The organism is Pararhodobacter sp. (genome assembly GCF_034676075.1).
Lineage (GTDB): Bacteria > Pseudomonadota > Alphaproteobacteria > Rhodobacterales > Rhodobacteraceae > Pararhodobacter.
Genome location: NZ_JAUCCQ010000120.1, coordinates 1 through 11,979 on the forward strand (window position 1 = coordinate 1; position 11,979 = coordinate 11,979).

An 11,979-nucleotide genomic window follows, 5' to 3' on the forward strand; every position below is an offset into this window, starting at 1 on the left:
GGAGGAAGCGGGGGGCCAGCCCCCCGCACCCCCCGCTCAGGGGGAGCAGGCTCCCCCTGAGAACCCCCCTGCGTATTTTCCGCAGAATGAAATCAGCCGCGGATCGCGTCGATCATCCGCTGCACGTTGTCGGGATTGGCGTCGGGCGTGATGCCATGGCCGAGGTTGAAGATGTGCGGGCCGTTCGAGAAGGCCCTGACGATGCGCTTCGTCTCGGCGGTGAGCGCCTCGCCACCTTCGACCATGTGATGCGGCGCGAGGTTGCCCTGCACGCAGCCGTCCTTCTGCACATGCTCGGCCGCCCAATCGGCGCTGACCGAATTGTCGAGCGCCACGCAATCCGCGCCGGTCGCCTTGGCGAAGCCGATATAGCGCTCGCCCGCCTCGCGCGGGAAGGCGATGATCGGCAGGTCCGGGTGGCGGGCCTTCAGCGCGGCGATGATGCGGGCGGTGGGTTTCAGGGCGAAATCGTCGAAATCCTGCCCCTTCAGGCTGCCGGCCCAGCTGTCGAAGAGCTTGACCACCTCGGCCCCGGCCTCGACCTGGGCCGAGAGGTATTCGACCGTCGCCGCCTCAAGCACCGAGATCAGCGCAGCAAAGCCCTCGCGGTCGCGGGCGATGAAGGCATGCGCCGGGCCCTGATCCTTGGTGCCACGACCGGCGACCATATAGGTGGCGACCGTCCAGGGGGCGCCAGCGAAGCCGATGAGCGTCGTCTCGCGTGGCAATTCGCGGGTCAGGATCTTCAGCGTCTCGTAGATCGGCGCCAGCGTCTCGTGCACCTCGCCCGCCGGGCGCAGGGCGGCGACACCGGCCGCGTCGGTCACGGTTTCCATCCGCGGGCCTTCGCCCTCGGCGAACCAGAGCTTCGCCCCCAGCGCCTGGCCGATCAGCAGGATATCGGCAAAGAGGATCGCCGCATCGAACCCGTAGCGGCGGATCGGCTGCAGGGTCACTTCGGCGGCGAGATCGGGATTGTAGCACAGGGACAGGAAGTCCCCCGCCTGCGCCCGGGTCGCGCGGTATTCCGGCAGATAGCGCCCGGCCTGGCGCATCATCCAGACGGGCGGGACGGCTTGCGTCTCGCCCTTCAGCGCGCGCAGGATCGTCTTGGTCGGGGCGGATGCGTCGGTCACGGGCGTTCCTCCTGAGTTTCGGCCGGGATGGGGCGCGGGCGGCGCGATGTCAAGCAGCCCGACCGTCGCAGCCTAGCCGCGCAAAGATCCGCGAGGCGGCGCGACGGGCGCCCGGGCTTTGTGGACCTCGCCGCCGGGCTCGGCTATGCTTTGCGCAAATCAAGACCGGTGATTGAGTGACGACTCCCCCCGCCTGGCGCCTTTCCGTCGCGCCCATGCTCGACTGGACCGATTCCGCCTGCCGCCAGTTCCACCGGCGGCTGTCGCGGCATGCCCTGCTTTACACCGAGATGGTGACCTCGGCGGCGCTGGTCCGGGGGGGCGCGCTGCATCTGTTGCGGTTCGACCCGACCGAGCAGCCGGTGGCGCTGCAACTGGGGGGCTCGGACCCGGCGGAACTGGCCGAGGCAACGCGGCTGGGGGCCGATGCTGGTTACAGCGAGATCAACCTTAATGTCGGCTGCCCCTCGGACCGGGTGCAATCGGGGTGCTTCGGTGCCGTCCTGATGAAAACGCCCGACCTGGTGGGCGAGTGTCTGGCGGCGATGCGCGCGGCGAGCGCGGTCGAGGTCACGGTCAAATGCCGCATCGGCGTCGATGACCAGAACCCGGAGGAGGCGCTGCCCGCCCTCCTGCAGGCGGCGCGCGAGGCCGGCATCCGCCGGGTCACCGTGCATGCGCGGAAAGCCTGGCTGCAGGGCCTCTCGCCCAAGGAAAACCGCGAGGTTCCGCCCCTCGATTACGATCTGGTGGCGCGGATGATCCCGGAATTCCCCGACCTCACGATCTGCGTCAACGGCGGGATCGGCACGCTGGACGAGGCCGAGGCGCTGCTGGCGCGCGGCTTCGCGGGCGTCATGATCGGCCGCGCCGCCTATCACCGCCCGGCCGAGATCCTGGGCCCGGCGGATCGCCTGTTCTTCGGGGACACCACGCCCGAGGCCGATCCGCTGGAGGTCGCGGCCGGGATGGAGGACGTCATCGCCGCCCATCTGGAACGCGGCGGGCGGCTTATCGGCGTGACGCGGCATCTGCTGGGGCTTTTCGCGGGGCAACCCGGCGCGCGGCACTGGCGGCGGGCGCTCAGCGAGATGCCGAACGGAACCCTCAGCGATTACCGGGCGTTGGTCGCCGGACTCTTCGAAAGGCAAGCGGCATGAAGGCCCCGCTCATCGCCCTGGCAGGGATCGCCCTGACCGCTTGCGTGCCGACGACCGAGGTCGCGCGGCTGCAATCCAACGTCGGCGCCGCGCAGCCCATGGCGATCTATCGCCCGGGCGCGGTCGATCCCCTGCCGCCCAGCCGCTCGAACCAGGAGATGGTGGCCGATTTCCTCGAACTCGGGTTCGCCATGGAGAGCGGGCGCGCGATTCCGGCCTTTTCGCGCTTTGACGGGCCGGTCACCGTGGTCACCCGCGGCGCCCTGCCCGCGACCGCGATGGCCGACCTCGACCGGCTGATCGGGCGGCTGAACGCCGAGGCCGCGATCGACATCGCCCGCGCCCCCGCCGCGCCCGAGGGGGCGAACACGATCACCGTGGAATTCCTGCCGCGGCGGCAGATGCAGGCCGTGGTCCCGGCGGCCGCCTGTTTCGTGGTGCCGAACGTCACCACCTGGCAGGACTTCGTGGCCAACCGCCGCAGCCTGTCGATCGACTGGACCCGCGTGGTGCAGCGCACCAGTGCCGCGGTCTTCATCCCCGACGACACCACGCCGCAGGAGATCCGCGATTGCCTGCACGAGGAGATCGGCCAGGCGCTGGGCCCGCTCAACGACCTGTTCCGTCTGGCGGATTCGATCTTCAACGACGACAATTTCCAGACCACGCTGACCGGCTTCGATATGCTGATCCTGCGGGTCTGGAACTCGCCCGAACTCACCCCCGGCATGACGCGCGAGCAGGTGGCGGCGCGGCTGCCGACGCTGTTCAACCGTCTGAACCCGGGCGGGCGCGGCCGGGGCGGCGCCGTCGCGGGCGAGACGCCGCGCGCCTGGCAACTGGCCATCGAACAGGCGCTGTCCTCGGACGGCGGGCTGATGCAGCGCCGCGAGGGGGCCGAGCAGGCGCTGGCCATGGCCCGGGCGCAGGGCTGGACCGATACCCGGCTGGCGCTGAGCCTGATGCTGAACGCCCGCCTTGCGCCGCGCGACCGGGGGGAATCGGCGCTGGACCAGCTGCTGACCGCGGCCGAGATCTATCGTCGCACCCCGGGGGGCGAGGTTCATGCCGCGCATATCGACATGCATCTGGCAGTGCAGGCGCTGGCCACCGGCCAGACACAGATGGCGCTGGATCTGACCGAACAGGCCCGCCCCTATGCCGAGCGGACCGAGAACGCGGCCTTCCTCGCCTCGCTGGGTTTCATCCGCTCGGAGGCCGAGACGCAACTGGGCAACACGGCCGAAGGCGACCGGCTGAGGCTCGACTCGATGCCCGCCGCGCGCTATGGCTTCGGCTCCGAGGCTGCAGCGCAGGCCCGGTATGAAGAAATCGCCCGGATCGGCAACGCGGCCCAGCGTCTGGCCCGCTTGTAAGGGCGCCGGAACAGAGGCAATCATGGTCATTATCGCGGGTATCGTCATCGGCGCGCTCTGGGGCGGGCTCTCGGCCCGCCGGCACGGCGGCTCGGGCTTCGACATCGCGCAATACGCGGCGGTCTGGGGCATCATCGGCGCGCTGGTCGCCACCGCGCTTGCCGTGGGGATCGACTGGATCGCCTGATGTTTCGCCCCTTCCTCGATCAGCTCCGCCAGCATGCCGTTCCCGTTACCCTGCGGGAATATCTGGGCTTTCTGGAAGCGCTGCAGGCGGGGCTGGCACAATTCGACCCGGAAGGCTTCTATTACCTCGCCCGCACCACGATGGTGAAGGACGAGAAGCACATCGACCGTTTCGACCGCGCCTTCGCCGCCGCCTTCAAGGGGCTGGAGGCGCTGACGCCCGAGGCGGTACTCGACGCCATCGACCTGCCGGACGACTGGCTGACCAAGATGGCCGAGAAGCACCTCACCGAGGAAGAGCGCGCGCAGATCGAGGCGCTCGGCGGTTTCGACAAGCTGATGGAGACACTGCGCCAGCGGCTTGAGGAACAGAAAGGCCGCCATCAGGGCGGCAACAAGTGGATCGGCACTGCCGGAACCTCGCCCTTCGGCGCCTATGGCTATAACCCGGAAGGGGTGCGCGTCGGCCAGAAGGAGGGCCGCAACGGCCGCGCGGTCAAGGTCTGGGACAAGCGCGAATTCCGCAACCTCGACGATTCCGTCGAACTCGGCACCCGCAACATCAAGGTGGCGCTGAAGCGGCTGCGGAACTGGGCCCGCGACGGGGCGGATCAGGAACTGGACCTCGACGGCACGATCCGCGCCACGGCCGAACAGGGCTGGCTGGACGTGAAGACCCGGCCGGAACGCCGCAACGCGGTGAAGGTGCTGCTGTTTCTGGACGTCGGCGGCTCGATGGACCCTTACGTCAAGGTGGTCGAGGAGCTGTTCAGCGCCGCCCGGGCCGAGTTCAAGCACCTCGAACATTTCTACTTCCACAATTGCCTTTACGAATTCGTCTGGAAGGACAACCACCGCCGCTGGGACGCCCGCACCCCCACCTGGGAAGTGCTGCGCACCTATGGCCCCGATTACAAATGCATCTTCGTCGGCGACGCCAATATGTCGCCCTATGAGGTGATGCACGCGGGCGGCGCCAACGAGCATTGGAACGACGAATCCGGCGCCACCTGGCTGGCCCGGGCGCGCGAGCATTGGGCGCATCACCTCTGGATCAACCCGACGCCCAAGCATTATTGGACGCATTCGCATTCCATCCGCCTGATCAACGAGATCTTCGAGGACCAGATGGTGCCGATGACGCTCGAAGGCCTGACCGAGGGCATGCGGATGCTGGGCCGCTAGGCAGGCCCGCCGCTTTTCCCGCCATCCCCGCCGCAGCCTGCGCCGCGACGCGGCATGCGACGTTTTTGCGGTTGCACAATCGCGATGATTTGGCGAGACGGGGCACAAGGGCCATTGCGGTCCGATTCCCGTGAACCCTCAAGGAAAACAAGATCATGAAAACCGGATACCGGCTTCCCGAGGTGACCTTCCACACCCGCGTCCGCGATGACAGCATCGGCGGCCCGAACCCGTTCCGCTGGCAGGACGTGACCACCAGCGACTATTTCGCCGGCAAGCGCGTCGTCCTCTTCTCGCTGCCCGGCGCCTTCACGCCGACCTGCTCGACCTACCAGCTGCCCGGCTTCGAGAACGGCTTCGCCGATTTCGCCGCGCAGGGGATCGACGCGATCTATTGCATGTCGGTCAACGACAGCTTCGTCATGAACCAATGGGCCAAGGCCCAGGGTCTGCAGAACGTGCAGGTCATCCCCGATGGCTCGGGCGAGTTCACCCGCCGCATGGGCATGCTGGTGCGCAAGGACAACCTCGGCTTCGGTCTGCGCTCCTGGCGCTATGCCGCCGTGATCAATGACGGCGTGGTCGAAGCCTGGTTCGAAGAACCGGGGCTCTGCGACAACCACGGCGAAGACCCCTATGGCGTGTCCTCGCCCGAGACCGTGCTCAACTGGCTGGTCGAGGCCAACAAGGAACGGGCGGCCTGACCCTGGCTGCAGCCGCTGAAAGGGCCGGTCCGCACGACCGGCCCTTTTGCGTTCCGCCATGCACCCCGCGCATGGCGCCACGGCAGCGCCTTGGTTGCTTTCCGGCGGGAATTTGCTAGATATTCCCCAGCCATCCGCCAGGGGAGGACCCGATGCGCGACCTCAAGCTGCCCGACCAGCGTCACCCCGAAAAGGCGCACCGCCCGGACAACGCGCAGCCGAAGAAACCCGCCTGGATCCGCGTCAAGGCCCCGGGCGGCGCGGGCTACAACAAGACGCGCGAGATCATCCGCGAGAACCGCCTGTCGACGGTCTGCGAAGAGGCCGGCTGCCCCAACGTCGGCGAATGCTGGTCGCAGGGCCACGCCACGATGATGATCATGGGCGAGATCTGCACCCGCGGCTGCACCTTCTGCAACGTGGCGACCGGCAAGCCGCAGGCTCTGGACGCTTTCGAGCCCGGGCGCGTGGCCCATGCCGTGGCGACGCTGGGGCTGAAGCATGTGGTCATCACCTCGGTCGACCGCGACGACGTGGAGGATGGCGGCGCCGAGCATTTCGCCCAGACGATCCGCGCCGTGCGCCACCGCGCACCCGAGACGACGATCGAGATCCTGACCCCCGATTTCCTGCGCTGCGACGATTCCGCGCTGGAAGTTGTGGTCGCCGCCCGGCCCGATGTGTTCAACCACAACCTCGAAACCGTTCCCGGCCTCTACCCCACCGTCCGCCCCGGCGCGCGCTATTTCCACTCGCTGCGCCTCTTGCAGCGGGTGAAGGAGCTGGATCCCTCGATCTTCACCAAATCCGGCATCATGGTCGGTCTGGGCGAGGACCGGCAGGGCGTGTTGCAGGTCATGGACGACATGCGCTCGGCCGATGTCGATTTCCTGACCATCGGCCAGTACCTGCAACCGACGCCCAAGCACCATGCGGTCGAGCGGTTCGTCACGCCCGAGGAATTCGCCAGCTACGAGAAATCGGCCTATGGCAAGGGCTTCCTGATGGTCTCGGCCACGCCCCTGACCCGCTCGAGCTACCACGCCGGCGACGATTTCGCCCGCCTGCGCGATGCGCGGATGGCGAAACTGGCGGCCGTCTGAACGATGGCCGAGTGCCGCGATTGCGGCAAGACAATCGGCTTCCTTGCGGCCACGGCCAACAGTGGCCGCTGCGACGATTGTTATTCGGATTGGGCGCGGTCAGGCTATCCTGACGCGACAAGCGCTACAAAGCGCCTGTCTGTCGAGGAGCGAGCCGAGCGAGAGCAGGCGGAAGTCGCCGCCATCAACGCCATCCTCCTGACCACCGAGACCGCCCCGAATCTCCCGATCCTCGACCGGATCGAGATCGTCACCGCCGAATGCGCTTTCGGCATGAACATCTTCAAGGACCTCTTCGCCGGTGTCCGCGACATCGTCGGCGGACGCTCGACGGCGGTGCAGCAGACCATGCGCGATGCCCGGCGCACGGCCCTCTTTGAGCTGAAACGCGAAGCCTGGCTGGTCGGCGCCAACGCAGTGGTCGGCGTCGACCTCGATTATGTCGAACTGTCAGGCGCCGGCACCATGGTCATGCTGGTGGCCAGCGGCACCGCCGTCCGGATCGCCGATCAATAGATATAGCGGATCTGGTCGGTCCAGTACCGCTCCATCCGTTTGAGCGAATTGTTGATCCGGTCCAGTTCTTCCAGGCCGACGATGCCCTTGCCCTCCATCCCTTCGGCATGGCGGGCGAAGAGGTCGGCCACGACGTCGCGTACCTCCTGCCCTTTCGGGGTCAGGCGAACCCGGACCGAGCGGCGGTCGATCTCGCAGCGTGCGTGGTGCATGTAGCCGTTCTCGACCAGTTTCTTCAGGTTGTACGAGACATTCGAGCCCTGGTAATAGCCCCGCGATTTCAGCTCGCCCGCCGTCACCTCGTTGTCGCCCACGTTGAAGAGCAGCAGCGCCTGCACGGCGTTGATGTCGAGGATGCCCAGCCGCTCGAATTCATCCTTGATGACATCGAGCAGCAGCCGGTGGAGCCTTTCCACCAGCGACAGCGAATCGAGATAGCGCGGCAGCAGCTCGGCACTGCCCTCGGCACCGTCCTCGGACGGTCCCTTGACCTGGCGGTGAAAACTCATGCGCGTCTCCGGCCTTTTGACGTTCGTTCGGTTCGATTGACAGAGAATGCACCGCAAATTGCAAACAAGGTGTTAAGCCCGCGCATTTTTCTCACTCATGCCGCGACCGGCAGCGATTGACCCGTCCCGACCCCCATGATCTTGTGCCCGCAACCCAGTCAGGAGCCCTGCATGTCCTTCCCGATCCGCCCCCTCGCCGTTGCCTTCTGCGCCCTCGCCTTCCCGGCCGCGGCCCTTGCCTGCCCCAGCTACGAGACGCCCGGCGCGGCGCTCAGCTACACCGCCGAGTCGGCCCATGTCCCGCAGGCGATCCCGGTCATCGCCGGGGGCACCACCGACCTCGCCACCTGCCCCGAGACGCAGGGCGCGGGCTATGTCATCGACCAGCCGGATTTCACCATGGCCTATGACGCGCTGGACCTCGGCCGCGCGCTGGAGATCCGGGTGCGGGCGGGCTGCGATGCGGTGCTGCTGGTCAACGCCAGCAACGGCCAATGGCTGTTCAACGACGATGCCAATGGCACCGATCCCGGCCTCAGGATCGAGAACGCGCCGAGCGGCCGCTACGACATCTGGGTCGGCACCTATGGCATGGAAAACTGCGAGGCCGAGCTGCAGATCGAGACCTTCTGAGCGGCCCCGGGCCCTGCCCCGCGGGGCAGGCCCTGCGGCGGGGCAAGGTCGCGGATTTCCTTTGAACCCGCCCGCCCCGCCGCCCGACTTACCCCCGAACTGCCGCGAATTGTTGCAGGATTCTCACCAAGTGCTGAAACCCGAGGGATCGGGATGTGCCTTGACTGAGTCCGAAATCGGTTCCACGCTTCGCCCCGCAACGCCTACTTTTTCAGGAGCAACCATGTCGATTTACACGCGTTTCAAACAAGGATTTCTGATCGCCGCCGCGGGTGGCGCGGCCAGCGTGATGCTGGCCGGAGCCGCCGCGGCGCAGCAATGCCCGGATTGGCAGCTGGGCGGCATCCAGATCGCCACCGATGCCGAGACCGCCTGGGCGGCGCAGCAATACCCGCTGTTCGCCGGTGGCGGCCTGAACCTTGCCAGCTGCGGCAGCGTGCAGGGCGTGGGCTACGTCACCCCTGCCCCGAACTTCACCCTCGAGTACGACGCCCGCAACATGGGCCGCGACCTGGAATTCCGCGTGCAGACCGATTGCGACACCACGCTGCTGATCAACGATTTCTCGGGCCAGTGGCATTTCAACGATGACGAGGACGGCACGCTTCAGCCGCGCCTGCGCCTGCCGAACGCCGCCTCGGGCCGCTATGACATCTGGGTCGGCAGCTACGGCCAGCAGGCCTGCCAGGCGACCCTGGTCGCCGAGACCTTCCCGCCGGGTGGCTCGACCGGCGGCACCCCGCCCCAGCAACCCGCGCAACCCACCTGCCCCGACTGGTCGCTGGGTGGCGCCGAAGTGCGCCTGTCCACCGGCGCCGGTGGCGACAGCCGTCAGGTCGTGGCCGGTGGCGGCGTCGATCTCTTCGACAACCAATGCGGCATTCAGGCGCATGGCTATGTCGCCCAGGCGCCCGATTTCTCGCTCTACCTCGACACCCAGGGCCAGGTGACCTCGCTCGACATCGCCGTGCAGAGCGAATGCGACACGACGCTGCTGGTGAACGACCCGAACACCTCGTGGGTCTTCAACGACGATTCCAACGGCCTGCAGCCGGCGGTGCAGATCGGCGACGCGGTTGAAGGGCGCTACGACATCTGGGTCGGCACCTATGGCCAGGCGACCTGCGACGCCTCGATCACCTTCTCGGCCAGCGGCCCGGCCGCGCAGCAGCCGCAGGCGCCCGCGGGCAAGTGATCGCCCCTGAATGACGAAAAGGCCGGGTCGCAAGACCCGGCCTTTTTCATGCCCGCGCGACATTCGCCCGGTCCGTTCGCTACGCCTTCAGACGCCCCGCGGCATGCGTGGCGATCGCCCCCAGCAGCCCGTCATAGGCCTGCGGCCCCATCGGCTGCGCCCCGGGCTGGCCGATCCGCGCCGTCACCCATTGGTAGAGGTCGTGGTCATTCTCGCCCAAGAGCGCCTCGTAGGTATCGAGGGCGCCTGCATCCAGGGTCGCGACCTGCTCATCGGCCCAGGGGCCGAGGATCAGGTCCATCTCCTTGATCCCCCGCCGCCAGGACCGCATCCTGAGCCGTTTCAGCCGGTTCTCGACGTCCGTTTCGCTCACCTGTTTTCCCCGTTGCCCGCCGCCTGCAAGCGCAGCGTCTTTTCCAGCCGTCCCATCCGCTCGCCCATGGCCAGAAGCTCGGCCCTGAGGCTGCGCAACTCGCCCAGCGCCACCTTCAGGGCCGGATCGACCACGCGCGGCTCTTCCTCGGGCGGCGTGACATCGCCGCCCTCGCCCGTCAAGAGCCAGCGCAGCGAGACGCCGAGCAGCGCCGCCAGCATCTGCAGGCGGTTCGCCCGCGGTTCGGATACGTCGTTCTCCCAATCGCGCAGGGTCTTGGCCCTGACGCCCAGCCTTTGGGCCAGCTGTGCCTGGGTCATCTCGGCCGCCTCGCGCCCGGCCGCCAGCCGGTCGCCCAGCGTGGCCCGATCGTCGGTGTACCAGCTTTCCATTCATGTCTCCTCGGTTGCGGGCGCTGCGGCGCGGCATCGCCCCACCTTGGCCCTTGAACGGGATCGGTCCGCACCATAGAAGATGGCTCCGGAAAACACAAACCGGAGGCCCCGATGCCGTTCCTTTCCGACACCATCGCCCGGGTGAAACCCTCGCCCACCATCGCCGTGACGGTGATGGCGGCCGAGCTGAAAGCCGCCGGAAAGGACGTGATCGGCCTCGGTGCCGGCGAGCCCGATTTCGACACGCCCCAGCACATCAAGGACGCCGCCAAGGCGGCGATCGACGCGGGCAAGACGAAATACACCGCCGTCGACGGCATCCCCGAGCTGAAGAAGGCGATCTGCGCCAAGTTCGAGCGCGAGAACGGCCTGAAATACCAGCCGAACCAGGTGACCGTGGGCACCGGCGGCAAGCAGATCCTCTACAACGCTCTGATGGTCACGCTGAACCCGGGCGACGAGGTGATCATTCCCGCGCCCTATTGGGTCAGCTACCCGGACATGGTGCTGCTGGCCGGTGGCACGCCCGTCACCGTCGCCGCCGGGATCGAGACCAATTTCAAGCTCACGCCCGAGGCGCTGGAAGCGGCGATCACGCCCAAGACCAAGTGGTTCATCTTCAACTCGCCCTCGAACCCGACCGGCGCGGGGTATACCCGCGACGAACTCAAGGGCCTGACCGACGTGCTGATGCGCCATCCCCATGTCTGGGTGATGTCGGATGACATGTACGAACACCTCGTGTTCGACGATTTCGAATTCACCAGCCCGGCGCAGATCGAACCCGGCCTCTATGACCGCACGCTCACCTGCAACGGCGTCTCGAAAGCCTATGCCATGACCGGCTGGCGCATCGGCTATGCCGCGGGTCCGGTGGCGCTGATCAAGGCGATGGCGACCATCCAGTCGCAATCGACCTCGAACCCCTGCTCCGTCTCGCAATACGCCGCGCTCGAGGCGCTGACCGGGCCCCAGGATTTCCTCGTCCCGTTCCGCGAGGCCTTCCAGCGCCGCCGCAACCTGGTCGTCGACGGGCTGAACGCCGCCCCCGGCATCACCTGCCCGAAACCCGAAGGCGCCTTCTACGTCTACCCCGACATCTCGGGCTGCATCGGCAAGACCTCGGCCGGCGGCACGCTGATCGAGAATGACGAGATCTTCGCCAAGGCGCTCCTGCAGGAAACCGGCGTCGCCGTGGTCTTCGGCGCGGCCTTCGGCCTCAGCCCCAACTTCCGCGTCAGCTACGCCACCTCGGACTCGGTGCTGGAAGAAGCCTGCACCCGCATCCAGAGCTTCTGCAAAGGCCTGAAGTAACCGCCAGACGCCAGAGGGGCGCCCGCCGCGCCCCTTCTTTGCGCCTCAAATATCCTCAGGGGGGTCCGGGGGGCAGAATGCCCCCCGGCTCGTCGCCCGAGAGCTCGGCGCCGGAGGCGTCGCGGTCGAGGGCGAAACCCCTCCCCCCATCCCCAGATAGCCCCGCACCAGCCGCAGCGCCCGCGCGCGCAGCA

General features: G+C 67.5%; 14 protein-coding genes. 10 read left to right on the forward strand and 4 right to left on the reverse strand.

Annotated elements, in window-relative coordinates:
- Positions 1-92: 92 nt before the first annotated feature.
- Complete coding sequence (gene hemE, locus VDQ18_RS19690; RefSeq protein ID WP_323022605.1) at positions 93-1,136, reverse strand: uroporphyrinogen decarboxylase; 1,044 nt, start codon at positions 1,134-1,136, stop codon at positions 93-95.
- A 215-nt stretch (positions 1,137-1,351) separates the two neighbouring features.
- Here hemE and dusA point away from each other — a divergent pair, with 215 nt between their 5' ends.
- The 7 genes from dusA to VDQ18_RS19725 all read left to right on the forward strand — a co-directional run bounded on the left by dusA (position 1,352) and on the right by VDQ18_RS19725 (position 7,366).
- The gene (dusA, locus tag VDQ18_RS19695) at positions 1,352-2,296 is read left to right on the forward strand and encodes a tRNA dihydrouridine(20/20a) synthase DusA (RefSeq protein WP_416235132.1); all 945 of its coding nucleotides are present in this window, start codon (positions 1,352-1,354) and stop codon (positions 2,294-2,296) included.
- Positions 2,293-3,672, forward strand: a complete 1,380-nt coding sequence (locus tag VDQ18_RS19700; RefSeq protein WP_323022607.1) for a DUF2927 domain-containing protein — start codon at positions 2,293-2,295, stop codon at positions 3,670-3,672. The genes dusA and VDQ18_RS19700 overlap by 4 nt, the downstream gene beginning before the upstream one ends.
- 22 nt (positions 3,673-3,694) lie before the next feature.
- Entirely contained in the window at positions 3,695-3,859 is a 165-nt protein-coding gene (locus VDQ18_RS19705) for a hypothetical protein (RefSeq protein WP_170121850.1), read from the forward strand.
- Entirely contained in the window at positions 3,859-5,043 is a 1,185-nt protein-coding gene (locus tag VDQ18_RS19710) for a vWA domain-containing protein (RefSeq protein WP_323022608.1), read from the forward strand. The genes VDQ18_RS19705 and VDQ18_RS19710 overlap by 1 nt, the downstream gene beginning before the upstream one ends.
- A gap of 155 nt (positions 5,044-5,198) precedes the next feature.
- Positions 5,199-5,747, forward strand: a complete 549-nt coding sequence (locus VDQ18_RS19715; protein WP_323022609.1) for a peroxiredoxin — start codon at positions 5,199-5,201, stop codon at positions 5,745-5,747.
- A 152-nt stretch (positions 5,748-5,899) separates the two neighbouring features.
- Positions 5,900-6,850, forward strand: a complete 951-nt coding sequence (gene lipA / locus VDQ18_RS19720) for a lipoyl synthase (protein WP_323022610.1) — start codon at positions 5,900-5,902, stop codon at positions 6,848-6,850.
- A gap of 3 nt (positions 6,851-6,853) precedes the next feature.
- A complete protein-coding gene (locus VDQ18_RS19725; RefSeq protein ID WP_323022611.1) occupies positions 6,854-7,366 on the forward strand; it encodes a YbjQ family protein in 513 nt (170 codons plus the stop codon).
- On the opposite strand, the gene VDQ18_RS19730 is transcribed toward VDQ18_RS19725, so the two are convergent.
- Positions 7,360-7,875 carry a MarR family winged helix-turn-helix transcriptional regulator gene (locus VDQ18_RS19730; protein WP_107752113.1) on the reverse strand — a complete coding sequence of 172 codons (516 nt, stop codon included), beginning with the start codon at positions 7,873-7,875 and terminating at the stop codon, positions 7,360-7,362. The genes VDQ18_RS19725 and VDQ18_RS19730 overlap by 7 nt on opposite strands.
- 171 nt (positions 7,876-8,046) lie before the next feature.
- On the opposite strand from VDQ18_RS19730, the gene VDQ18_RS19735 reads away from it, so the two are divergent.
- Positions 8,047-8,508, forward strand: coding sequence for a hypothetical protein (locus tag VDQ18_RS19735; protein WP_323022612.1), 462 nt, complete (start codon positions 8,047-8,049; stop codon positions 8,506-8,508).
- A gap of 223 nt (positions 8,509-8,731) precedes the next feature.
- Positions 8,732-9,703 (forward strand): hypothetical protein, encoded by a 972-nt coding sequence (locus VDQ18_RS19740; RefSeq protein WP_323022613.1) that lies wholly within the window; start codon positions 8,732-8,734, stop codon positions 9,701-9,703.
- Positions 9,704-9,782: 79 nt separating this feature from the next.
- Here the strand turns inward: VDQ18_RS19740 and VDQ18_RS19745 are convergent, their stop codons facing one another.
- Positions 9,783-10,076, reverse strand: coding sequence for a succinate dehydrogenase assembly factor 2 (locus VDQ18_RS19745; protein WP_323022614.1), 294 nt, complete (start codon positions 10,074-10,076; stop codon positions 9,783-9,785).
- On the reverse strand, positions 10,073-10,468 hold the full coding sequence (locus VDQ18_RS19750; protein WP_323022615.1) for a helix-turn-helix transcriptional regulator: 396 nt from the start codon (positions 10,466-10,468) through the stop codon (positions 10,073-10,075). The genes VDQ18_RS19745 and VDQ18_RS19750 overlap by 4 nt, the downstream gene beginning before the upstream one ends.
- 114 nt (positions 10,469-10,582) lie before the next feature.
- On the opposite strand from VDQ18_RS19750, the gene VDQ18_RS19755 reads away from it, so the two are divergent.
- Positions 10,583-11,785 (forward strand): pyridoxal phosphate-dependent aminotransferase, encoded by a 1,203-nt coding sequence (locus VDQ18_RS19755; protein ID WP_323022616.1) that lies wholly within the window; start codon positions 10,583-10,585, stop codon positions 11,783-11,785.
- The last annotated feature ends 194 nt before the right edge of the window (positions 11,786-11,979 follow it).

Excerpts from the sequence above, each read along its gene's own strand:
- VDQ18_RS19735 (WP_323022612.1), top strand. The coding sequence starts at position 8,047 with ATGTCCTTCCCGATCCGCCCCCTCGCCGTTGCCTTCTGCGCCCTCGCC.
- VDQ18_RS19755 (WP_323022616.1), top strand. The coding sequence starts at position 10,583 with ATGCCGTTCCTTTCCGACACCATCGCCCGGGTGAAACCCTCGCCCACC.
- VDQ18_RS19750 (WP_323022615.1), bottom strand. The coding sequence starts at position 10,468 with ATGGAAAGCTGGTACACCGACGATCGGGCCACGCTGGGCGACCGGCTG.
- dusA (WP_416235132.1), top strand. The coding sequence starts at position 1,352 with ATGCTCGACTGGACCGATTCCGCCTGCCGCCAGTTCCACCGGCGGCTG.
- VDQ18_RS19740 (WP_323022613.1), top strand. The coding sequence starts at position 8,732 with ATGTCGATTTACACGCGTTTCAAACAAGGATTTCTGATCGCCGCCGCG.
- VDQ18_RS19710 (WP_323022608.1), top strand. The coding sequence starts at position 3,859 with ATGTTTCGCCCCTTCCTCGATCAGCTCCGCCAGCATGCCGTTCCCGTT.
- VDQ18_RS19730 (WP_107752113.1), bottom strand. The coding sequence starts at position 7,875 with ATGAGTTTTCACCGCCAGGTCAAGGGACCGTCCGAGGACGGTGCCGAG.
- VDQ18_RS19700 (WP_323022607.1), top strand. The coding sequence starts at position 2,293 with ATGAAGGCCCCGCTCATCGCCCTGGCAGGGATCGCCCTGACCGCTTGC.
- VDQ18_RS19725 (WP_323022611.1), top strand. The coding sequence starts at position 6,854 with ATGGCCGAGTGCCGCGATTGCGGCAAGACAATCGGCTTCCTTGCGGCC.
- lipA (WP_323022610.1), top strand. The coding sequence starts at position 5,900 with ATGCGCGACCTCAAGCTGCCCGACCAGCGTCACCCCGAAAAGGCGCAC.
- VDQ18_RS19705 (WP_170121850.1), top strand. The coding sequence starts at position 3,695 with ATGGTCATTATCGCGGGTATCGTCATCGGCGCGCTCTGGGGCGGGCTC.
- VDQ18_RS19715 (WP_323022609.1), top strand. The coding sequence starts at position 5,199 with ATGAAAACCGGATACCGGCTTCCCGAGGTGACCTTCCACACCCGCGTC.